This is a genomic window from Christiangramia flava JLT2011 (assembly GCF_001951155.1).
GTDB lineage: Bacteria > Bacteroidota > Bacteroidia > Flavobacteriales > Flavobacteriaceae > Christiangramia > Christiangramia flava.
The window spans coordinates 2,063,755-2,085,561 of sequence record NZ_CP016359.1; the positions used below are offsets into that span (position 1 = coordinate 2,063,755).

General features: G+C 43.9%; 25 protein-coding genes and 1 tRNA gene. 6 read left to right on the forward strand and 20 right to left on the reverse strand.

The window, feature by feature from the left end; translation table 11 throughout:
• Positions 1 to 23: 23 nt before the first annotated feature.
• Genes GRFL_RS08990 through GRFL_RS09005 form a run of 4 tightly spaced genes read left to right on the forward strand, consistent with a single transcriptional unit; the run spans position 24 to position 2,943 of the window.
• Positions 24 to 749, forward strand: a complete 726-nt coding sequence (locus GRFL_RS08990; protein ID WP_083644301.1) for a DUF4198 domain-containing protein — start codon at positions 24 to 26, stop codon at positions 747 to 749.
• Positions 750 to 759: 10 nt separating this feature from the next.
• Entirely contained in the window at positions 760 to 1,089 is a 330-nt protein-coding gene (locus GRFL_RS08995) for a DUF3325 family protein (RefSeq protein WP_083644302.1), read from the forward strand.
• A complete protein-coding gene (locus tag GRFL_RS09000) occupies positions 1,089 to 1,391 on the forward strand; it encodes a hypothetical protein (RefSeq protein WP_083644303.1) in 303 nt (100 codons plus the stop codon). Before GRFL_RS08995 ends, GRFL_RS09000 begins: the two co-directional genes overlap by 1 nt.
• 1 nt (position 1,392) lies before the next feature.
• Positions 1,393 to 2,943: a PepSY-associated TM helix domain-containing protein gene (locus GRFL_RS09005; RefSeq protein ID WP_083644304.1), complete on the forward strand. Its 1,551-nt coding sequence runs from the start codon at positions 1,393 to 1,395 to the stop codon at positions 2,941 to 2,943.
• Between the two features lie 9 nt (positions 2,944 to 2,952).
• Here the strand turns inward: GRFL_RS09005 and GRFL_RS09010 are convergent, their stop codons facing one another.
• The 6 genes from GRFL_RS09010 to GRFL_RS09030 form a co-directional block, all read right to left on the reverse strand.
• Complete coding sequence (locus GRFL_RS09010; RefSeq protein WP_206601040.1) at positions 2,953 to 3,558, reverse strand: class I SAM-dependent methyltransferase; 606 nt, start codon at positions 3,556 to 3,558, stop codon at positions 2,953 to 2,955.
• Positions 3,559 to 3,700: 142 nt separating this feature from the next.
• Complete coding sequence (locus GRFL_RS09015) at positions 3,701 to 4,273, reverse strand: hypothetical protein (RefSeq protein ID WP_139839177.1); 573 nt, start codon at positions 4,271 to 4,273, stop codon at positions 3,701 to 3,703.
• Between the two features lie 156 nt (positions 4,274 to 4,429).
• Positions 4,430 to 7,267, reverse strand: a complete 2,838-nt coding sequence (locus GRFL_RS09020) for a hybrid sensor histidine kinase/response regulator transcription factor (RefSeq protein WP_083644306.1) — start codon at positions 7,265 to 7,267, stop codon at positions 4,430 to 4,432.
• Positions 7,268 to 7,391: 124 nt separating this feature from the next.
• Complete coding sequence (locus GRFL_RS18280) at positions 7,392 to 7,673, reverse strand: GNAT family N-acetyltransferase (RefSeq protein ID WP_206601044.1); 282 nt, start codon at positions 7,671 to 7,673, stop codon at positions 7,392 to 7,394.
• Entirely contained in the window at positions 7,622 to 7,951 is a 330-nt protein-coding gene (locus GRFL_RS18285) for a GNAT family N-acetyltransferase (RefSeq protein ID WP_206601039.1), read from the reverse strand. Before GRFL_RS18285 ends, GRFL_RS18280 begins: the two co-directional genes overlap by 52 nt.
• Before the next feature lie 197 nt (positions 7,952 to 8,148).
• A tRNA-Leu gene (locus GRFL_RS09030) sits at positions 8,149 to 8,230 on the reverse strand.
• A gap of 119 nt (positions 8,231 to 8,349) precedes the next feature.
• Between GRFL_RS09030 and GRFL_RS09035 the strand changes: the two genes are divergently transcribed.
• Entirely contained in the window at positions 8,350 to 9,741 is a 1,392-nt protein-coding gene (locus tag GRFL_RS09035; protein ID WP_083644307.1) for a dipeptidase, read from the forward strand.
• A gap of 29 nt (positions 9,742 to 9,770) precedes the next feature.
• Here the strand turns inward: GRFL_RS09035 and GRFL_RS09040 are convergent, their stop codons facing one another.
• The 9 genes from GRFL_RS09040 to ruvC all read right to left on the reverse strand — a co-directional run bounded on the left by GRFL_RS09040 (position 9,771) and on the right by ruvC (position 16,424).
• The gene (locus GRFL_RS09040; protein WP_083644308.1) at positions 9,771 to 10,346 is read right to left on the reverse strand and encodes a PhnA domain-containing protein; all 576 of its coding nucleotides are present in this window, start codon (positions 10,344 to 10,346) and stop codon (positions 9,771 to 9,773) included.
• A 57-nt stretch (positions 10,347 to 10,403) separates the two neighbouring features.
• Complete coding sequence (locus tag GRFL_RS09045) at positions 10,404 to 12,182, reverse strand: MutS-related protein (protein WP_083644309.1); 1,779 nt, start codon at positions 12,180 to 12,182, stop codon at positions 10,404 to 10,406.
• Positions 12,179 to 12,538 (reverse strand): MmcQ/YjbR family DNA-binding protein, encoded by a 360-nt coding sequence (locus GRFL_RS09050; RefSeq protein WP_083644310.1) that lies wholly within the window; start codon positions 12,536 to 12,538, stop codon positions 12,179 to 12,181. Before GRFL_RS09050 ends, GRFL_RS09045 begins: the two co-directional genes overlap by 4 nt.
• A 1-nt stretch (position 12,539) precedes the next feature.
• Positions 12,540 to 13,154, reverse strand: a complete 615-nt coding sequence (locus GRFL_RS09055) for a DUF4230 domain-containing protein (protein ID WP_083644311.1) — start codon at positions 13,152 to 13,154, stop codon at positions 12,540 to 12,542.
• A gap of 1 nt (position 13,155) precedes the next feature.
• Positions 13,156 to 13,506, reverse strand: a complete 351-nt coding sequence (locus GRFL_RS09060; protein WP_083644312.1) for a DUF4260 domain-containing protein — start codon at positions 13,504 to 13,506, stop codon at positions 13,156 to 13,158.
• Positions 13,503 to 14,255, reverse strand: a complete 753-nt coding sequence (locus tag GRFL_RS09065) for a cyclase family protein (protein ID WP_083644313.1) — start codon at positions 14,253 to 14,255, stop codon at positions 13,503 to 13,505. Before GRFL_RS09065 ends, GRFL_RS09060 begins: the two co-directional genes overlap by 4 nt.
• Positions 14,256 to 14,307: 52 nt before the next feature.
• Positions 14,308 to 15,432, reverse strand: a complete 1,125-nt coding sequence (hemW, locus tag GRFL_RS09070; RefSeq protein WP_083644314.1) for a radical SAM family heme chaperone HemW — start codon at positions 15,430 to 15,432, stop codon at positions 14,308 to 14,310.
• A 145-nt stretch (positions 15,433 to 15,577) separates the two neighbouring features.
• Positions 15,578 to 15,829 (reverse strand): four helix bundle protein, encoded by a 252-nt coding sequence (locus GRFL_RS09075; RefSeq protein WP_206601038.1) that lies wholly within the window; start codon positions 15,827 to 15,829, stop codon positions 15,578 to 15,580.
• A gap of 16 nt (positions 15,830 to 15,845) precedes the next feature.
• Entirely contained in the window at positions 15,846 to 16,424 is a 579-nt protein-coding gene (gene ruvC / locus GRFL_RS09080; protein WP_083644315.1) for a crossover junction endodeoxyribonuclease RuvC, read from the reverse strand.
• Between the two features lie 67 nt (positions 16,425 to 16,491).
• On the opposite strand from ruvC, the gene GRFL_RS09085 reads away from it, so the two are divergent.
• A complete protein-coding gene (locus GRFL_RS09085) occupies positions 16,492 to 17,625 on the forward strand; it encodes a glycosyltransferase (protein ID WP_083644316.1) in 1,134 nt (377 codons plus the stop codon).
• A gap of 40 nt (positions 17,626 to 17,665) precedes the next feature.
• Here the strand turns inward: GRFL_RS09085 and GRFL_RS09090 are convergent, their stop codons facing one another.
• From GRFL_RS09090 to GRFL_RS09110, 5 genes are all read right to left on the reverse strand, one after another.
• On the reverse strand, positions 17,666 to 18,139 hold the full coding sequence (locus GRFL_RS09090) for a hypothetical protein (protein ID WP_083644317.1): 474 nt from the start codon (positions 18,137 to 18,139) through the stop codon (positions 17,666 to 17,668).
• 74 nt (positions 18,140 to 18,213) lie between these two features.
• On the reverse strand, positions 18,214 to 19,359 hold the full coding sequence (locus GRFL_RS09095) for a tetratricopeptide repeat protein (RefSeq protein WP_083644318.1): 1,146 nt from the start codon (positions 19,357 to 19,359) through the stop codon (positions 18,214 to 18,216).
• A 4-nt stretch (positions 19,360 to 19,363) separates the two neighbouring features.
• Entirely contained in the window at positions 19,364 to 19,834 is a 471-nt protein-coding gene (locus GRFL_RS09100; protein WP_083644319.1) for an energy transducer TonB, read from the reverse strand.
• 7 nt (positions 19,835 to 19,841) lie between these two features.
• On the reverse strand, positions 19,842 to 21,428 hold the full coding sequence (locus tag GRFL_RS09105) for a M56 family metallopeptidase (protein WP_083644320.1): 1,587 nt from the start codon (positions 21,426 to 21,428) through the stop codon (positions 19,842 to 19,844).
• Complete coding sequence (locus tag GRFL_RS09110; protein WP_083644321.1) at positions 21,425 to 21,790, reverse strand: BlaI/MecI/CopY family transcriptional regulator; 366 nt, start codon at positions 21,788 to 21,790, stop codon at positions 21,425 to 21,427. The genes GRFL_RS09105 and GRFL_RS09110 overlap by 4 nt, the downstream gene beginning before the upstream one ends.
• Positions 21,791 to 21,807 lie beyond the last annotated feature (17 nt).

Below are 21,807 nucleotides of genomic sequence, written 5' to 3' on the forward strand. Positions count from 1 at the left end.
GCTGTTATTACTAAAATAATACGATGAATACTAAAAAAATTATCCTCACAATTTTGTTTATAATGGCCATTTCAGCCCAGTCTTTTGCTCACTATTTATGGGTCGAAACGGCTGCTTCAGGAACCTTGAACCAGCAGCAGGAAATCAGGGTTTATTTCGGTGAATATACTTACGGAGTCATTGAAGAAGTGAAGGGCGAGAATTTTCCGAATGTAAAAGATTTCAGCCTTTGGGTGCTGGACAGTGAAGGGAATAAAACGCAGCTGCAGGTCACTGCACAAAAAGACCATTATGTGGCGCATTATGTGCCGAAATCAGCAGGAACTTACACCGTTCTATTGAATAATGATTCTATAGACGTGATCGATTATACCGAATATGATTTCGGGATCTTTAAGACACACTATCATTCCGTAGCCAAATTCCAGGTGGGAGCAGCGGAAAACGAGACGATTGTTCAGAATGAAAAAGGATTGAGCATCAAGCGATTTCCTGTTTCCGAAGAGGCGATCAAACTCCAGGTGTTTTTCAAAAATAAGCCTCTGGCAAACAATGAACTGAAGGTGTTCGTAAAAGATCTTTGGTCCAAAACCCTGGAGACCGATGAGAACGGAATGGTCTCTTTCCAGCTTCCCTGGGATACTAAATACATCGTGGAAACGACTTTTGAAGAACGCACTCCGGGAACCTACAAAGGCGAGGAATACGAGTTCATCTGGCATTGTGCGACCACTAGTCTTAACCCCTAATTACTGAAAAATGTTCTCAGTTGCTTTTTTATTGTGCTTTTTGGGATTTTACTGCTGGTACCTGAGCTCCAAAAGAGTGAAACAGTCTGGTTCAAAATTTCAAAAATGGATGAATAACCGCCCCAATTTCACGAAAGTAACTGGGAGCATCTTTTTGATCATTTCCTGCATGCTGCTTGTGAAATCTTCCGGAGTGGGCGCAGGAATATTCCTTTTTTTCATCGTGCTGATGAGCCTGGCAAGTTTAACCATCCTGCTGGTTCCGCTCAGGATCTTCCGCTACCCGTTGATCCTGGCCACTTTTTTAATCCTGTTGTTCACTGAAATCTTTCTGTTTTAATGCCTGCAAATCCGAAGTATTTAACACAATCCAACTGGCAGCGTTTTGCCAAGATCACCGCCGGTATCCTGGGGGGCTACGCGCTTAGCGTTACTATGCACATGGTTCTGGCACTCGTTTTCGATCCGGTAAAAGTTTTGATCACCAGCACCTATTCCATTTTTATCCTCTGGGCGGCCCTGATGATCCTGGCATTTCTGGCTCGGAATGGCTGGAAGATCCTGGGAATCTATTTGCTGATAAGCCTTGTTCTTTGCGCTATGGTCTACTTCGGAAATGCTCATAATCCAATCAATTCATAACATGGGAAACAGGACGTATAACATACTTTTTCATACGCACACCGTCAGCGGGATTGTGATCAGCGTGGCGCTCTACGTGATCTTTTTCGCAGGTTCATTTTCCTTTTTTCGGGATGAGATCGTGAATTGGGAAAGAGGGCATACGGTGGAGGATTATGATGAATTGTCGGTAGATTTTAACTCGGTCCTGAAAGATCTTAAAAAAGATCATGATCTATACGGAAGGGACGTGGAACTGGCTCATTATTTCAACGAGCGCCAGATTGGTGTAAATATTGGTCCGTCCAAAGACTCCCTGGCTTCGGAAAAAGCCAAAACGAATTCCTTCTTTTACCTGGATACCGAAGATCGCTCCACGCAGACCTATGTGGAATCCTATTCGTTGGGGGAATTCCTGTATCGCCTTCATTTTTTCGCCCAGGTTCCTTATCCTTATGGCTATTATCTTTCCGGATTCGTCGCTTTCTTTTTCCTTTTCGCGATCCTTACCGGGATCATTGTGCACTGGAAAAAGATCGTATCCAATTTTTACCTTTTTCGCCCTATGGCCAAGCTGAAAACATTGTGGACAGACGCTCATACCGCTCTGGGCGTGATTGGTTTTCCGTTCCAGTTTGTTTATGCGGTTACCGGCGCATTTTTTATGCTGAAGCTTTTACTGGTCGCACCAATGGTTTTTGGTTTGTATGATGGAGAGGAAGCTGAATTGTATAAAGACCTGGAATATACCCATCCTTCATTTGCTTTTCAGCATACAGCCCTTCCTGAAACACCAAATATTAACCAGTTCGTGGCCACTACGAAAGAAAAATGGCAAAATTTCAAGGTAACTGAAGTGCATATCTTTAATTACGGCGATACCGGGATGCATGTTTCCATTAGTGGGAATCTGGACCGCAGGGCCAAAATGAATGGTATCGGGAATATTATTTACAAGGTAACTGAAAATAGCCCGGTGGAGGTGAAAGATCCCACTGAAGCAGCTTCCTATCTTGATGGGGTAAAGAACATGATGTTTCGGCTTCATTTTGGGGATTATGCTGGTTACGGACTCAAGCTGATCTCCTTTATCCTGGGATTGATCTCCTGTTTCGTGATCATTTCCGGGGTAATGATCTGGCTGGTGGCACGCGACAAGAAACATGTCCTTGAAAAAAGGCGAAAATTTAATGCTACGGTGGTTCGGTATTACCTGGCGATCTGCCTGAGCATGTTTCCGGTCACGGCGCTGGCTTTTATCCTGGTAAAAATCAATCCGGCCTCCATGAGTTTTATTTATTACGCCTATTTCCTCAACTGGCTGGCCTTTTCTGTTTTCCTCGTGCTTCGGAAAGATGACCGTTTTACCAATAATTTCACCCTGCTTTCGGGAAGTTTGCTGGGTTTTCTGGTCCCGATCACCAATGGTCTGGTAACCGGTAACTGGATTTGGAAAAGCTTTTCCGAAGATCAAACGCAGATTTTTTTGATCGATCTGCTGTGGCTGATCCTTTCTGTAATTTCCTTGCTGGTTTACCTGAAACTGAGGCGAGGCCGAACTACAAAAGTATAGCGGTGAAAATTAGATCTTCTGAGCCTCGAAATAATGGTTTTCACCCTCATCCTGGAAAGTATCGATGATCTCCATCCCGAAATTGGAAAGCATGCTTCGGTATGTTGTGGAACCCAATGAGACCGATGGTTGCCCGGTAAGTACATCTTTCCATGTTGCCGGTTGCTCGGGAGCAGTGAACAAGAATCTTCCGCCGCGTACCAGGCTTTCAGAAGCTTTTTTGAATAGAGCAAGTTGTTCTCCTTCGGAAAGTAAAAAGAGCAGCCCCCAGGCGAGGATGCCGTCAAATTTTCTTCCGAAAAAATCAGAATTCTGCACCGCTTCCAGACGGTTGGGAACATCCGGGAAATTTTGCCTGAAAATAGATAATAGGGTGGGAGAAGCATCGATAGCATAGACCTTCACAGCCTGTTCGAGTAGAACTTTCGTGATCGGCAACCCCGTTCCGCAGCCCAACTCGAGAATACTGGCATGGGCGGGTAGTCCCTGTACCCAATTTTGAACACTGCTAACGCCAATTGTATTTTTACTTCTGATAGCGTTAAAAGTTTCGGCCAGCTGCTCGTAGCCATTTGAATGATCTATAAAACGCTCATTTTTCAATCGCTGTTTCATTTTTCATAAAACTACTGAAATTTCATGTTGGCGCTACAAAAAAACCGGTTCCAGATCATAGGTCTGGAACCGGCACCTTCTGTTGCCCCCAACAAAAGCACTTCAAATAAACTTCGTTTTTGGTTGGTTAATTATTTTGTTTTTAAAGAGATGGGTCGCTGAGCGGCACATTCGGATTGAATTCCGCGAAGATACCATCTGGATTTTCCAGCGGCATCCAAACGTGCAGTGTCCACGCGCCACCGGCCACATTGGGATTTTCTACCCAGTGATCCTGCTCGCCCATAAAACCTTCCGGTGCTTCGGGTGAAGCAGCAATTGGTACGGCATACTCCAGGCCTACCAGTTTCAACTCGCCATCCTCATTGGGGACGTAGAGCAGAATTTCGGGCTTATCCATTTCAAAAACCCCATCCATCAGGCCAACGTTGATATAATGATATCCCATTTGCGGCACGTAGGGAGAAGGATTGAACGGCAGGTCTTCCGCATAACCGGCTTTAGCAGCCTGTTCAAAACTGTGGAATTTCATCGTGCTTTGCCGCACGAACTTTAACTGGTCCTCGAGATTTTCCAATTTTTCGGCTTTCAGATCGGCAGTGAAAAGATCGTTTTCGGTGGTCGCGGTGTCTTCCATAGAACAGGAACAAAGCAAACTCGTAAAAATAAGCAGACTGAAAATGGAAGTAAGTTGGTTTGGTACTAAAAATTTCATCGTTTTAAGGTTTAGTGATACAATTGAACTGGCTTGTAAAAAGAAGCTTTCCAAATGTCTGTTTTGTGATCAAAACGGCTTAACACTGATGTTGCAGATGCTAACAAAATCATCCCAAAGCCTTTAGAAACGTTGAAAAAAGGAGGTTTCTCCTAATTATTCTGAAGATTCATTCACTTTGCTCGGCGCCACGCCAAAACGCTCTTTGAAGGTTTTGGTGAAATAGGAAAGGTTGGAATATCCCACTGCGTAAGCCGCTTCAGAAACCGTGCAGGCGTTATTTTTCAGGAGTTCGTGCGCTTTATTGAGCCGCATTTCGCTGATGAGCTGGTTCGGCGTTTTGTTAAACAGGCTTTTCATCTTTCGGAATAACTGCGAACGGCTAAACCCATTTGCCTCGGCCAGGATTTCTACGCTAAACGTCTCGTCGTCCAGGTGTTTACTGATCGTTTGAGTTACCTGTCCAAAGAATTCATCATCCATAGAGGCCAGGTCCAGTTCGTCTATTAGGATATTCTGGTTGCTCGTAATCTTACTCCAAAGCTGGTCGCGGCTGGAAAGCAGGTTTTTAATGCGCAGTAACAGTTCTTCGGGATCAAAAGGTTTGGTGAGGTACACATCAGCTCCCTGTGTAAAACCCTGCATTTTGGAATGATGATCTGCCCGGGCCGTGAGCAGGATTACGGGAATATGACTCGTCTTGATATTGGTTTTGGTGGCCTCACAGAGTTCGTAACCGCTTTTTTCGGGCATCATCACATCGCTAATGATGATATCGGGAATCAACTCGATGGCCATTTTTTCGCCCAGTTGGCCATTTTCTGCGGAATAGGTGGTAAAATGAGGTTTTAAGATCCCAATGATGAAATTCCGCAGGTCGGCATTATCTTCTACTACCAGGATTTTGGTTTGTGGGTTGGTATTTGGAGTTTTTAAATGTTCTTCTTCGGAAGGAATGTTTGTGGAAAATGGAATTGCCGGGTCCTCTTTTTCTGAAGGCTGAACCAGTTGAAGCTGTTGCGGAAGTTTCTCCAGGCTTACCGGTATTTGAACCCTGAAAGTTGTTCCCTGCCCGCTCCTGCTTGTTACGGAAATGATCCCGTTATGTAGTTCCACGAGTTCCTTACATAGTGCGAGCCCAATGCCTGAGCCCTTTTTTTCTGAACCTTCCACCCGGTAGAAACGGTCAAAAATAAGCTCCTGTTCTTTTTCGCTCAACCCCGGGCCATTATCCCGAACTTCAAAAGTAAGTTCCTCTTTTTCCAGTTTTACGGAAACATGGACTTCGTCCCGGGTGTATTTCAGGGCGTTTGAAATCAGGTTGGAAACGATCTTTTCCAGTTTGGACTTATCAAAATAATCAGTTGTGCTTTCTTCCGAAAAGGTTGCGCTAAAGGTAGTGCCATGGCCTTCAGCCATACTTTCAAACGAGAGAACGAGCGGTTTCAGAAAAGAAATGAGATTGCCCCTGCTAAGTAAAAGCTTCATGTTGCCACTTTCTATTTTTGACAATTCCAGCAGCTCATCGATCAGGTTTTGAAGCCTTTGCGTGTTTCTTTCCACGATCTTAAAACCTTCTTCAGGAATACGAATATTTTCACCTGTGCCGGTGGCGGCTAGTTTGGCCTGCTTGATAGGGCCCTGGATCAGGGTTAAAGGCGTGCGGAACTCGTGGCTGATATTGGTAAAAAAACGGGTTTTTAGTTCGTCCAGGTCTTTGATGCGCGTCATTTCTGCCTGGATTTGCTGATTCTTCAGTTTTTCCTGCTGCGAGATCTTCGAAAGTCGCTGCTGCCTGTAGGAAATTCCGAAGCTATAAATAATGATCTGTAGAAAAATGCCGGTCACGTATGGGTCTATGCGGAACGGCGGAACGATAAGGGAAAGCGTCCATAACAGCCCAATGATCAGGAAAATATTGGCGATCAGGGTCCCAATCCCGAAATACCTGGCAAAACTGTCTTTTTTCAGTGCCAAAATGACCGAAAGTGCCAGGCTAAAAACCGTATAAACCAAAAGGAAAATATAGTGGAACTGGATTCCGGTAAAATATAGCTGAGGTTTGGCTAAAATGATGTAAAGAATGACGCAGATCACCTCTACAAGCACGGTTAGAGCCAGCCCAAGCATCAGTCGATCTAATTGCTGGAACTTCTTTTTGGAATTAACAAACACTCTTCCGAAGAACCAGAAAGAATAAAAAATACCGTTCGATGCCAGCATCCAGATAGGATAGCGGTATTCAGGAAACCAGTCAAGGCTTAAACCCATAGACATCGCCTGGGTCAATGCACAAAAAAATAGCCAGACGCTGAACCAGAAAAAGACTTTTTGCCTCAGATAAAGAAATAGCAGGAAATGGTAGAGGAAAATAATGAATGTAACCCCGAACATGAAAATATTAAAACTGCTGTGAAACTGGTTGAACTCATGGTAAAACCCCTGTTCCGGGCTCCTGGCGGAAAGGTTGAAGTAGGCCGGGTAGCCAAAGATATTTCCCTGCACTTTCATCACGATATCAATGGGTGTATGCTGAGGAAGGCCCTCCAGGGAAACCCGGTTCAGAACCCAGTTATTTTTAATATCACGGTTTTTCCTGGGATATTCCACTCCCGCTTTCCTGTGAAATAACAGTTTTCCATTCGCGTAAAAATAAACATCTACCTTGCCGTTGCTTTTGGTCCAGGCTGGAGGGCCAATCATTTTATCCTCCAGGTGAAGCGTCCAACCCGTAAGTTCCTCTTTCGTCAGGATCCGGGTCTTTCCCCAGTAGAGCGTCCCGATCTCCAGCATCCTGGGTAATTCATCACCCTTCAGCTGTTTTTCGAAATGCTTGTTCAAAATATCTTCCGGAGTGAATTCCTTATTTTCATCAGGAATTACCTGTAACTGTCCGTCGAGCTTATGAACCGGGTAGGAAGTATCGATCTCGTATGCCTGTTGGGCATAGGAAAAAGACATCTTCAGAAGCAGCAGAATCAGAATTGCTCGCATAGCGGTTGGGAAAACACTACTGCAATTTATTGATTTTCAAATTATAAAGCTGCATTTGATAAAACCTCCAGGAATTGCATACTGTTAAATTTTGACGTGGAAACCAAGCTAGTTTTTTGCGGAATTACAGCTGCGACTCGAACCATTCGTTTTTCAGGATTCCGTAGAAAATGGAATCGCGCCTTCTGCCGTTGGCCAGCAGGGTATGGCTTCTGAGCACGCCTTCTTCTGTTAAACCGCTTTTTTGCAAGCCTTTTCGAGCTGCGAGATTCAATACATCGGTTTTGCTTTCTACACGCTCCAGCTGCAATTCTTCGAAACAGTATCTCAAAAGTAACTTTTTGACGTGCTGATTCATGCCGGTTCCACGTGCCGATGCCGCGAGCCAGGTCCACCCAATCTCGATACGCTGATCTCTTTCAGAAAAATTCCCAAGACTGGTTGTCCAATGATCTTCTTATGTTCTTTGTCGATAATGCTGAAAGCCAGTCTTTCCTGATTGTTCATGGCCTCCACTGCGGTTTGGATCCAGCGAAATAACTGTTCTTTCACCGCCAGGTTGCTGGTAAAATAATCCCAGACCTTTTCGTCTTTGGTAAGTTCTTTCATCTCGTCAAAATCTTCCTGGCAGATGGGACGAAGCAGTACTTTTTCGGTTTCTAGGCTTTTCTGAAAGTCGATCATTTTTTAAAATTCTGCAGTACTGGTAAAAATAAGTATCCAGGTTTATTTTTCGGGAGTTCTTTCAGGTAATAGTTGCTTGAGGTGCGGAATGTGACAAAGATTGCTTTCCGCAGAAAATCGTTGGAAGAGAGCAGGTGATTTTTCCGAAGCTGGAAAAAGTCCATAAAAAAAGCCGACTAAAAGTCGGCTTTTCTCTGTGCGGGTGAAAGGACTCGAACCTTCACACATTGCTGCACTAGATCCTAAGTCTAGCGTGTCTACCAATTCCACCACACCCGCGTGTTCTTTTCAATAAAATCACTTAGTTTCCCTAAGCGGATGCAAATATAAACATAAGTTTTAAATCACAAAGTATCTCGAGAAAATTATTTTAACTTTACGCTAAATTGATCCAATTTATGAGCACGATTAAAGAGTATCTCGATCAAAATAAAGATCGGTTCCTGGAGGAACTAAAAGAATTGTTGCGAATCCCGTCTATTAGCGCAGATCCTGAATATAAGCAAGATATGCTGAAAACTGCCGAGGTCGTGAAGTCCAGATTGCTGGATGCCGGCTGTGATACGGCAGAGGTTTGCGAGACACCGGGGCATCCTGTGGTGTATGCAGAAAAAATTTTAGACAAAGATCTTCCCACGGTCCTGGTTTATGGGCATTACGACGTTCAGCCGCCAGATCCGCTGGATCTGTGGGATTCTCCGCCTTTCGAACCAGTCGTTAAAAAAACCGATATACATCCGGAAGGAGCGATCTTTGCCCGCGGCGCCTGTGATGACAAGGGACAGATGTACATGCATGTGAAAGCGCTGGAATATATGACGCAAAACGGGGAACTGCCGTGCAATGTCAAATTTATGATCGAAGGTGAGGAAGAAGTGGGCAGCGAGCACCTGGAATGGTTCATAAAAGAAAATAAAGATCGCCTGCAAAATGAGGTGATCCTGATCTCAGATACCGGTATGATCGCGAAAGATGTGCCTTCGATCACTACCGGTTTACGCGGACTTTCTTACGTGGAAGTGGAGGTTACCGGCGCCAATCGTGACCTGCATTCAGGTTTGTACGGCGGTGCAGTGGCGAATCCGCTGAATGTGCTGAGCCAGATGATCGCATCCCTTACCGATGAAAACAACCATATTACGATTCCCGGTTTTTATGACCAGGTGGAAGAACTTTCCGAAGAAGAACGCCAGAAAATGGCTGAAGCACCTTTTAGTTTAGAGGAATACCAAAAAAAGCTGGATATTAATAATGTACATGGCGAAAAAGGTTATTCCACGCTGGAGAGAGCGTCTATAAGGCCTACTCTGGATGTGAACGGAATGTGGGGCGGCTATATTGGCGAAGGTGCTAAAACAGTACTACCGTCAAAAGCCTATGCGAAGATATCCATGAGGCTGGTGCCAGACCAGGACTGGAAAAAAATCACCGAATTATTCCAAAAACATTTTGAAAGCCTGGCTCCAGATAGCGTTCGGGTAAAAGTGAAGCCGCATCATGGAGGCTATCCATACGTAACGCCTATTGACACGGTGGGTTACCAGGCTGCTAGCAAAGCTTATGAAAAGACCTTCGGAAAAACGCCAATTCCGCAGCGAAGTGGGGGAAGTATTCCCATCGTTTCTCTTTTTGAAAAGGAACTGGACAGCAAGATCATTTTGATGGGCTTTGGGCTGGATACCGACGCCATCCATTCACCGAATGAAAATTTTGGCGTGTGGAATTATCTTAAGGGTATTGAAACCATTCCGTGGTTCTATAAATATTTTACGGAAATGCATCAGCAATAAATGAGAAAGCGCGGAAATCCGCGCTTTTTTTATGATTTTTTGACAAATTTCGTCAGGATCACGATTTGTTGACCTTCTACTTTACCTTCTATTTGTTCGGGATTATCATGAACCAGCGAGATTCTACGAACCGCCGTTCCCCTTTTTGCTGTAAGGCTGGAACCTTTCACATTCAGATCCTTAGTGAGGACAACGGTATCACCGGCTTCCAGGATGGCTCCATTGCTGTCTTTATGAATGATCTCAGCTTTATTGGATTTAGTTGAAATACCTGCCTGGGCCCAGTCTTTCACGTCTTCTTCCAGATACATCATTTCCAGCAGATCATTTGGCCAGCCTTCGTGTTTCAACTGGTGCAACATCCTGTACGCGACCACCTGCACGGCAGGAACACTGCTCCACATACTATCGTTCAAACATCTCCAGTGGTTCATCTCTACCTGTTCCGGCTGCTGGATCTGCTCGGAGCAGGTGGTACAAATAAGAATCTTATTTTCGGCATCTTCCGGGGAATCTGGAACTTCGAAAACCTGCAGGTGATCTGTCGCGCGGCATAATTCGCAGGTAGCATCGCTGCGCTCCTTTAAAATTTCTTCCGTGGTCATATTGTTGAATTTGAGCGCAAAGATAGCTGAAACTGCAGGCCGATACCTGAATTATTTTCAGTCTCTAACAATCTTCATCTTCCGCAGCAGGAACGACGCATTCATATTCTGGCAAACTCCGGTTTTCAGCAGGTAGTCAAAATGCAATTCATCGTTCACGATCTCGGCATCGAAGTAGTAATTTTCTACCGCTCCCAGGTTTTCACTCAGTTCGCACAGGCTTAGGTCGTGGGTGGCGATAATGCCCGTAGAATTGGTTTCCACCAAACGCTCCACAAATTTTTGAGAACCAATAGCTTTATCGGTGCTGTTCGTGCCTTTCAGGATCTCGTCCAGGATAATGAAATAGCGGTCTTTGGAAATGGTATCTACGATATACTTCAGGCGTTTTAATTCAGAAAAGAAATACGATTCGTCGTCACCCAGGGAATCACTGGTGCGCATACTGGTAATGAGTTTGATAGGCGAATACTTACAACTTTCGGCACACACGGGGAGGCCGGTGTTAGCCATCAGAATCTGCAAGGCAACCGTTCGTAAAAAGGTGCTTTTTCCGGCCATGTTCGCTCCGGTAATGATAAAGAAATTGCCGTTTTTGATCTCAAAATCATTAGAAATCCTTTTTTCTGAGGCGATTAGAGGATGCCCAAGGTTTTTTGCTCTTATTACCGGTTCGTCTATGATCTTCGGAAATGCATAATCTGCATGGTTAAAGGCAAAATTGCCAAGGCTGATGAGCGCATCGGTTTCCTCAACCGCTTCAAACCAGGCACCCATGGAATCCCTGTTTTCTTCGATCAGTTTCTCGATCGCGTAACTCTTCTGAAGGTCCCAAAGAAAAAATCCGTTGGCTGGAAACCCGAATAAAAAATTGTTACGCTGGTCCAGTGCATCAATGGCTTTTGAAAATTGCCGAACGATGTGCGAAGCTTTGCTTTTTTCGCTTCTGATGGAACGCTGGATCTTTTGCAGGTAAGCCGACTCAAAATTTTCGCTTTCAATCAAACCCAGTAACCGGTGATATTGCTGAAAAATGTCTTCTACCTTAGCCAGATCTCCGGAGAGCGCCGTGACTTTTTTGATGCGGAAAGCAGTAATCCCGATGCCGATGAAAAGCCAGAGCAACAGTTGCATAAATCCAATATAATCCAGGTACCATGCAAGGATCACAGCCAGTGAAATAAGCGAAAATACCGGAACCAGCCAGGTCGCGTATTTTGGGATGAAGCTTTGGTATTCCCTGATCCAGTGAGTGATGGTGGTAGATTTTGTTTCGGTTTTAACCAGTCTTGCAGTAGCCAGGAATTCCTGTCGCCAGTCGGTTTTCTGGCTGAGTTCTTTGATGCATTCCTGTTTTTCGGGTATGGAAGCAGTATCATTGGAAAGCAGTTTGTACGCCAGTTTTTCCCGGCCTTCTTTCAGTGAAGTTCGATTCAAATACTGAAAAAATGATTTTTTTCCGAAGAGGTCAATATCCCGACTAAAAGGATGCATTGCCGGTTCCAGTTTCTTTCCGTCTGGCAGCTTGCTGAAATCACCGGTTTCGAGAATGTGTATTTCCGTTTGATTCAGTTGTATCAATTCCAGGAATTTGTCACGTTCTCTTTTCAGGTCGGTATGCCTGGAGAGGAGAAACAGGAAAATGGCCGTTAATACCACCAAAATAGGCAACATCAGCTGGAAATTCCCCCAAAGAACATACACGGTGCCGCAGGCAGCCAGGAAAATTGCCAGTCGCATCAGGCTGCTGGCACCTAAACGGGATTTGAGCCTGGAGGCGGTTTGCTGATGTTTTTGAAGACGATCTTTGTAAAACGCTAAAGCCGAGTCATTCATAGGTTTACCAGTTCCTTTTTCAATTTTCCGGTAAGGCTGCTTACTACGAGTTCGTAAGAGTGATCTACCAGTTCCAGTATCAGTTTGGGGTCCAGGCGGTGATCCATCACCAGGGTATTCCAGTGCTGTTTGTTCATGTGGTAGCCGGGAATGATCTGGCCATCATATTCCTCACGGAGCTGAATGGCGCGATCGGGCTCACATTTTAAATTCGCCCTAAGAGGCACTTCATCGAGTGCGACCAGGGCGAACATTTTTCCCATGACCTTAAAAACGAGGGTATCCGGTCCAAAGGGAAGGCCCTCGGTTACCCCTTTTTTAGCGAGGCAATAATCTCTGAAACTATCGATAGTCATTTTAAGAATTTTCGATTTTGCGTGGCTCTTCAGCGGTGGTAAGCGCCGTATAATCCAGTTTCCAGCCAATGGTTTCCACGATTTTTTCCATAAGGACGATCGTGTCCAGAGCTTCTTTTTTCGCCTGGTCCATGAGTCCGCTTTGAGGGATCTTGTCTATAATATGTTTTTTCGCATCACGGTTGATATCGGTAAGATCAGAAGTAGTGAAGGGATTGGCCCAGCCTTCACGCTTGTCATAATATTTGAAATCGGTTTCCACGGTGAGCAGTTCCGGTTGCGGGAAATTGGTCAAAATGATCTTTTTATGTTCATTATCGCTGTTCATCCTGATCTTGCTCAGGTCAAAACCCACGTGGGCCTTAGCGTTTACGAGAACGATGGCTTTTTTCTTTCCGAGGATCAAATTCAGGTATTTATCTTTCATATTTTCGTAATGGTAGATTTCTGAAAAATCACCCTCCACGGTAATGAACTTGCAAACACTTTTGATTTTATCCATCAAAACAGCCGATTGTTCACTGGCTTTCATCCTGGAGCGATCTTTATTGAACGCCCTGAAAATGAAATAGGCGACCACAGCTCCAACGGCAAGACCAATAAAAAGTAAATCCATATTAATTATCTAAATTCCCTAAATGGGTATTTTTAAAACCTGATTCATATTTGAGGCCATAACCCAGCATCCGGTCAAAACTCGCATGAGTGAACAGGATGATCCCGGCTATTTCCAAAGCGGCAGACATCAAAGCCAGTCCGCAAACAAAAATTACGATCGCCAGGCCTTTATGATGAAACGCATTATAGGTCCAGGCGCCCACTTTACTGTTCCAAAGATATCCCAGCATTCCAATATCGGGAAGAAAAAATAATCCCGCAAACCACCACCAGCTATAGTCGAGCCTGGAAAATGCAAAAATCCCCAGTAGGAACATGGCCGTTTCTTCCAGTTTTGAGAGGCTTTTCATAGGTTTAGGATTTTATACAAAACCGGTTTGCAGGGAGCTGCGTCGTTTAAAAATGAGGCCGGCTGAAGGTTTAAAAAGTACTCCCCATCTTCGATCTTATTGGGAACATAGATCAGTTCAGTGATCGTGGCATCATAACGGGTCTGCTTCGGAAAGTTCCAAAAAGCCTTATGAGCCAGCAATTTTCCGTCGTCTTTTTCTTTATCTACTGAAGGTTGATCAATGAGCAAATGCCTGATGCCTTTTTCCCTGATCAGGACACTGGCAGCCTCCTCGAGATAGGGCCAATTGGAATGCGAATACTGCCTGCTGATTTTCCCAATGTAATTCGGAAGCGTTCTAATAACTAAGGCTTCACCTTCAAAACCTGAAAGTTTCTTTTCCAGCATGGCTTTGGTAATGACCTGGTCAGCTCCTTTTTTTTCAGGTTCTACGGAAATTAGCCGGCTTCGGAAAAAATAGGTTTTCAGATGCTTTTCGAGGCTTTCAAATTCCCGGCTGATGTGTCCCACACACTCGGTATGCGTGCTATGCGCATGCGGATTGAACCAGATATTGTTAAAATTCACCGAAGCACCTTCACTAACCTTCCCAATAAAATTGCCGTCACGTACCGGGCTGATCTCGGGATGTTTTAAATACCAGGCCACCGGGTTTTTATCGTCCCCGCGTAAACTGATTGAAATATCCAGGGGTTTGGAAAAATCGATCTCAAGTTCTGCAGACTGGTATTGAATTTTTGCAAGCATAATGGTTGGAACTCTAACAAATGTAGAGAGAAAATTTCAGTAAGAATGGGGCTTAATCGATATAAAATAAATCAGCGGCGATCCCGTCGCTCAGGAATTTCCCTTTTTTGGTAATGAGGTAGACTAAATCGCTTCGCAGCATCAGTTCCTGCTGAAGGAAATTTTCAGCATTTCTTTCAAAATAGTCCCGGTATTTCTTCCCGAAATCCTGCTCCAGTTCCAGCACGTTTACGCCGAATTTGGTACGCAGCCTCGTCATTACATATTCATTATAGCGATCATTGATGGAAAGTTCTTCGGTTTCCTGCGGAATCTTTTCCATTTCCAGCGAATTGATGTAGATGGAATTGTTGGAAATGTTCCATTTGCGCTGTTTTCCGTCAAACGAATGAGCCGAAGGACCTACTCCCAGATAGGGTTTGCCCAGCCAGTAAGCCATGTTGTTCCTAGAATGAAAACCGGTTTTTCCGTAGTTGGAAAACTCATAATGTTCGAAACCAGCCTGCGTTAAGGTTTGTACCAGGATATCGAACTGGCGCCGGTACTGCTCATCTTCCACAGGCTGTAATTTGCCTTTTTCGATGAACTTTTCCAGGGCAGTGTCGGCCTCAATGGTCAAAGCATAGCTGGAAATATGCGGAATTTCCAGTTCGAGGGCGATTTTCAGGTTCTCTTTCCATTTCTCATCGGTAAGGCCCGGAATTCCGTAAATAAGATCGATGGAAATATTTTCAAAATGCTTTTTTGCAGCCTGCAGGCTTTCCAGTGCCTCGGTTTCATTATGCGCCCGGTTCATCAGCTTCAGGTCATCTTCGAAGAAAGACTGAACGCCTATACTCAGGCGGTTGACGGGCGAGGCGGCGAGTTGAGCAATTTTTTCTTCAGAAAGATCGTCTGGATTTGCTTCCAGCGTGATCTCGGCATCTTCGGCAACCTGAAAATTGCTGAAAATGGTCTCAAAGATCTGCTGTAGTTCTTCGGAAGAAAGTAAGGAGGGCGTTCCTCCGCCAAAATAGATGGTTTCCACGCTGGCAGGAATTTCGCTTTTCCGAAGGATCATTTCCCGGCACAGCATATCTACCAGCCGACTTTTTTTTCGCGTGGAAGTGGAAAAATGAAAATCGCAGTAGTGACAGGCCTGCTTGCAAAAAGGAATATGAAGGTAAATTCCGCTCATACCATTCTTCAGTTAACAATAACCAATTATCATTTTAGATTATTCATACTGGTTGATTTCAAAATAGAGTAAAGAATTTTGATAATTTACATGCGAGTTCAAAAAGCTCTGTAAATTTTGAAGTTTCAATAGTTTATGAATCGTTTTATAGCCTAAGCCAGTATTTGGTTTGCACATATTCTTTAGAGACGATCGAAATCTTTGCGGAAAAATCTGTATTGGAAATAGCTGCGTTAGCTACTGCTACATTTGCTCCAATTGATGTTCCGAATCTCAGTAATTGCTTAGATAAAATATTTTCTCTTTGGAGCTTTAATTCTTTATTCAACAAAACAGTTCTCAATGCTAAGTCATACGACTTTCCGGATAACACATTTTCCTTTCTGAAACCACCCATTGATAATTGTTTATTATTATTTGATTTTTCCCGGATTTTGCTTCACGAAAGCCTCCCAACCGGTATAACTCGTACCGATTTCCTTTCTCCCTGAGTTATAAAAATGGCAGACCGCGGCAGCGAGACCATCGGTCGCATCCAGGTTTTTCGGGAGTGTTTTGATCTTGAGCTGGCCCTGCAGCATCTTCGCGACCTGTTCTTTGCTGGCATTTCCGTTTCCAGTAATCGCCATTTTGATCTTCTTCGGAAGGTATTCGGTTATGGGAACCTGGCGTGAAAGTCCCGCCGCCATCGCGACGCCCTGAGCCCGGCCCAATTTGAGCATGGACTGCACGTTCTTCCCGAAGAAAGGTGCTTCGATCGCGATCTCATCAGGATGGTACGTATCGATCAGTTCCACCGTGCGTTCGAAGATCAATTTCAGCTTAATATAAGGGTCGTCGTATTTTTTGAGCTGCAGTTCATTCATTTGGACAAACTCCATCTTTTTCTGAACGATCCTGATCAGTCCGAAACCCATGATCGTGGTCCCGGGGTCAATCCCAAGGATGATTCTTTCCGTTTGTAAAGTTGATTTTTCCGAAGAGCGGCTCACAAAAATTGTCTATTTTGGACTTTCACAAAGCTAAGCAATTCTGCTTTGCAGCACGAACCCGGGTTGAATGCTTTTTCAAATTCTCATGTTCTCGATGCTATTCCTGTACCTGGTCTTGATCGGGTCTTTTTTCATTGGCTTCCGGAAAATGCCCGTTTTCTTAGAAAAGGAAATGGTTCCCAGGACCGGTTTTAGCCTGGTCGTGGTCTATCGTAATGAGGCCGAAAACCTCCCGGAACTGCTGAATTCGATCGTGGCACTGGATTACCCAAGGGAACTTTTTGAAGTTTTCCTGGTAAACGATCATTCCGAAGATGCATCGGTTGGGATCTGTGAAAGATATGCAAAGGATTTCCCGGAAATTCGGTTTCAGCTACTGAATGCCGAAAGCTCGCTTTCTCCCAAAAAGGACGCGATATTTTTAGCGGCCGGGAAAGCCCGTTTTGAGTACCTGACCATTACAGATGCCGATTGCCTGCTCCCATCCCAGTGGCTTCGGAATTTCGATCAGCTCCTTCAGGAAGAATCCCCGGTTTTAATTGCCGGGCCGGTTGGTTTCAGGCACGCCATGAGCGTCGGTTTTTCCGAAGCTTTTGAAGAAATTGATTTCCTCAGTTTGCAAGGCAGCACTATTGGAGGCTTCGGGATGAACAAACCTTTTATGTGTAATTCTGCGAACCTGTGCTACCGGAAATCTGCCTATCTTCATCTTCAGCAGCAACGCCGGGATTTAGGAATCGCCAGCGGTGACGATGTTTTCTTATTGCAGCATTTTTTACAGCATCAGCTTCCGGTAAGTTTTGTAAAATCAGAGAAAAGCATCGTGCAAACTGGTTTTCAGAAAAGTTTCCAACAGCTTTTTTGGCAACGGGTGCGATGGGCGGCAAAAACTTCAGCCTATCCGGATGCTTTTGGAAAGATTGTGGCAATCGTGGTTTTCTTCACGAACCTGATGACGGTGACCTGGTTTTTCCTCGCAGTTTTACAGTTTTGGAATTTTCAGCTGGTCTTCGGAATGATACTGGCCAAATTTTTAGTGGATTTCCCGCTTATTGCGGTTACCGCCAAATTCTTCCGAAGAAGGGCAGTGTTACAAAGTTACTGGTGGGCGGCGGTGATTTATCCCTTTTTCAGTACGGCCGTCGCGCTAAGGTCAGTTTTCGGAGGGTATTACTGGAAAGGAAGACCTTTCAAAAGATAAGAATTCGATGATCATTCTTCCGAAGCAGGCGATCAGCCTATCATTCGGCTTTCACAACAACGGGCATTTTGAAAACGGTGGAAACCGGGATGCCGCGTTTGCTGGCCGGGTAAATTTTTGGCAGGGAATCGATGCTTTCATACAGCCATTCCCGGATCTTTGGTAGCTGGTTGGTCACCGTGGTGTCAATTTTAACCGAGTCGATCTGGGGTTTTCCCTCTTTCGTAATTTCGAGATACAGGTAAACCGTGTCATGAATGCTTTCGGAAACCACGGGCTGCTGACTCGCCAGGTAAGAATAGATCTCTGTTGCTACTTTGTTTTCAAAACAGTTTTTAGCTGCGACCAGTTCCGTTTCATTTTCGCATTCTTCAAATGCCGGGTATTCGTCAACTTCCTTCCAGTTAAGCGCACGACTTTCCTGTTCCAGAACTTCTTCTGAAGTAATCTTTTTGGTTTCGAATTTACAGGCAACGGCCATCATAAGAATGGCGGGCAGTAGTGCTTTTTTCATTGATGAGATCCTTTCCGGATGTCAAAAATAGTGAAATCTAGCAGGTTACTAAAAATCATTTGCTTTTTCCGAAATTATTCAGCCATATGCAGCTCTTTTTTGAGATCACGAATGCGAAAATCTGCGAGTTCCAGCTGGCTTGGGTTACCTGATCCGCGGTAGCGATTCATGTAGTTTTCGTAAAGCTGAAGGATGGTTTTCTTATCTTCCATAAAGGCATCTGCAACCAGCGCTATTTCCAGTAAAGCCCGTTCGTTATTGGGATTTTCTTTTAAGGCATTCAGGAAAGCAGGATAGGCCAACTGGTGATTTTTTTCGTTTTTGAGAGTGAGACCGATATATACATATTCATTGTCAACTTCCGGATTTTTCAATTTTAAAGCGTTGAAAAATGACTCGCGAGCAAGAGAATTTTCGCCTTTTTTAAAATAAAGCACACCTAGATTGGTGAAGGCAGAGGCGTTTCCCGGTGAAAGTTCAATCATTTTCAAATAAGTCTCAATTGCCTGATCGGTCTTGCCCGTAGCGGTGTAGGCTTTTGCCAGGTTCTGAAGAATAAATTCACTGCTTTCGCCCTGCGCCACTAATTGTTGAAAAGGTTCGATCGCTCTTTCAAACTGAAATGATACCATATAGGATTGTCCCAAAATAGACAGTAAAGACGCGTTGTTAGCATTAACCTCCAGGCCCTTTTTGGCAAGGGCAGCAGCATTGAAATGCCGGCCATTTCTGAGCTCATATTTAGAAGTTTTATAGAATGCGCCCTGGTGGGTAGAATCCAGTTCCACCGTTCTATAGAAATCATCGATGGCGGAGCTGTCCTGTAGTTTTTCGCGGGCAAGACCCAGCCTGAATCGAAAACTGGCATTTTCGGGATATTTTTCTGAAAGTTCGCTGAAAAGTTTTTTCGCAGCTTCCGGTTTGTCGGTATCCAGGAGCAGTTCCCCATAATCCATGGCTGTTAGGACGCGGTTGGGATTCATCCGAAGCACCTGCTGGTAGTTTGCCAGCGCTGCTTCTTTTAGATTCGATTTTTTCTGATATTCTGCCAGTCGGAGTAAGGTTTTTTCAGACTGGTCTGAATTGGATTCTAAGAGAGCAATGGCCGCCGAAGTTTTCCCAACTGCATTCAGGCTATCGGCTTCCTTTAAAAAATCACTTTGCTGACTCGCCGCCTGGAATTGTCCCAGGAAAATAAAGACTATCAGGATGTACTGCATGGGATTAATTTTTTTCTTCAGTTGTTTTTGGAACTTCGAATTGAATGGGTAATGAATAGAGAATTGCCACTTTTTTCCCTTCTTTCTCTGCGGGCTTCATGTTAGGTAATTTTTCAACAACCCTGTTTGCTTCGGTTTGCAGCCTTTCGCGAACCTTAGCATCATTATCCAGCGATCTTGAACGGACATCGGTAGTATTTCCATCTGCATCGATCTTGAACTGAACCACAATTCTGGTGGAGCCTACAATTCCGAGTTTTTTACCAAGAGACGTGTCAAAATTAGCATTTACAAAATTGATGATCTTTTGAGAGGTACAATCCTGCAATACTTCTCCAGAAAGATTTTCACAACCTGGATATGCCGGCGCTTTGTCTGCAACCGCAAAGGGCACGGCTTCATCCTGCGCAAAGGCAGATGCCGCAAACAGCAGCATCAAACCCAGGGCTAAATTTTTTAAAATATTCTTTTTCATAGCTATGTTATTTAGTTTGAAAGGCAATTGGTAAAGAATACATCACTGAAACTTTTTGCCCATTTTGTTCTCCAGGTGTCATTTTTGGCAGCGAGTTGATCACTCGAATAGCCTCTTCTTTTAGCTCCTCTCTGGAACTTCTGGCTCGCACCTCAGCAATATTTCCATCCTGGCCTATTTTAAACTGAACGATTATGCGGCTGATTCCGGTAAGTCCTAATTCCTTGCCAATATTGGTGTTAAAATTTTGATTCACGAACATGGAAATTTTTTCGCTGGTGCATTTTTTTCGTTCGTCATTGGAAGTAAACTCTTCGCAATCCGGGAATGCAGGAGCTTTGTCAACCACAGCAAATGGTACATCCTTCATGTTGTTTCCTGAGTCTTGCGATTTCGTAATTGTTGCTGAAGAATTGCCGGTGTTGGCAGAATCCCTCAAATTGATATACATGGTATAGGTACCGCCATTTTTAAAAGCAAGTTCCATTGGGTTGTAACCTTCCGGAACCCTTTCCGTCTTTGGGTGTACAGAATAAGATATCTGTTTCTTGCTATAATCTATGGTTGCCCAGCTTACATAATCAGGATTATTCAACAGAAAGGTTTCATATTTATCATGCTGCTCTTTCAGTTTAGGATCACTGTTGAAACTTTTATCCATTCCAAGTTCGTAACTGTACTGCTGCAAATCAAGTTCGGCCTCTAATTCATCATCCTGGGAGCAAGCCACGTAGGTTAGCATCAGCAACAATACGGGAATGATCAATAGAAATTTAAAATGTTTCAGTTTTCCTGATTTGTTCTTTTGTAACATAACTATTCGTTTTTTGATTAATGAATGATTAAAAAATTGATTAGTGAACGTGATGTTGCTGGTACCGAAAGCAGTATTCAGCAGTTGTTCAAAATATTGTTTCTTGCCAGATTTCTTAACGGTAGTTTCATCTGCGATGTACTCATGAATGACCGCCAGTTTGGACTGAAAAAGATAGATGAGCGGGTTAAACCATAGCACGATTTTCAGAATTTCGAAGGTCATCAAATCCACACCATGTCGTTCGTCCAGATGTACCAGCTCGTGGGTAATGATCTGTTTTCGGTCTTCCGCAGAAATCCTGTCTCCTATATATAGTTGATTGAAATAGGTATAGGCAGCATCCGAATTCGGGATTTCGAAAATGTCATAGTATTTCTGTTTAATTGGTCGGCTGCTCCTCGATATTTTCTCAAGCTTATATAGTTTATAAAGAAAAACACCAAACGCTATTGTAGCTCCCAGAAAATAGAGGATTAGCCACCAATTAAGTTGAATATCATTTTCGATCTGTGATGCAGCGGTAGTTGCAGTTCTGTTTCCTATAAATACTTCCGGAAGCAAAACCATCGTTTTGTCAGATAAATTCTGAAATGCTATTGCCGGAGTTGTTTTTTGCAGACTGGTGATTCGTATAAATGGAATCAAAAGTGACAGCAGGGGAGTGGCCAGTAAATAGGCACGGTTAAGATTGAAAAATGTCTCCTTCTGCAGCCAGATTTCATATATTAATAAGAATGCCAGCTGAAAAATCAAGATTTCAAGTAAATAGTCGGTCATCGTTTTTCTTCTTTATTAATCTCTTTTAAAATGGATTCCAGATCGCTGGTCTTCATGTCATTCTTTTTCATGAAAAAGCTCACCATACTTTTAAAAGAACCATTGAAATAGTTGTTCATCAGCTGATTAATGCTCTGGTTGCTATAGGTTTCTTTGGCGATAATGGGAAAATAGATATAACCTTTTCCCTGTTGCCGGTGATCCACAAAGCCTTTGTTTTCAAGGATGCGCACAATCGTGGAAACGGTATTGTAAGCCGGTTTAGGCTCGGGCATTTCAGCGATCAGCGCTGCCACATTTGCTTCTTCCAGATCCCACAATAATTGCATGATCTCCTCTTCTGCTTTGGTGAGCTGCTTCATTTTAAAATGTTGTTTGA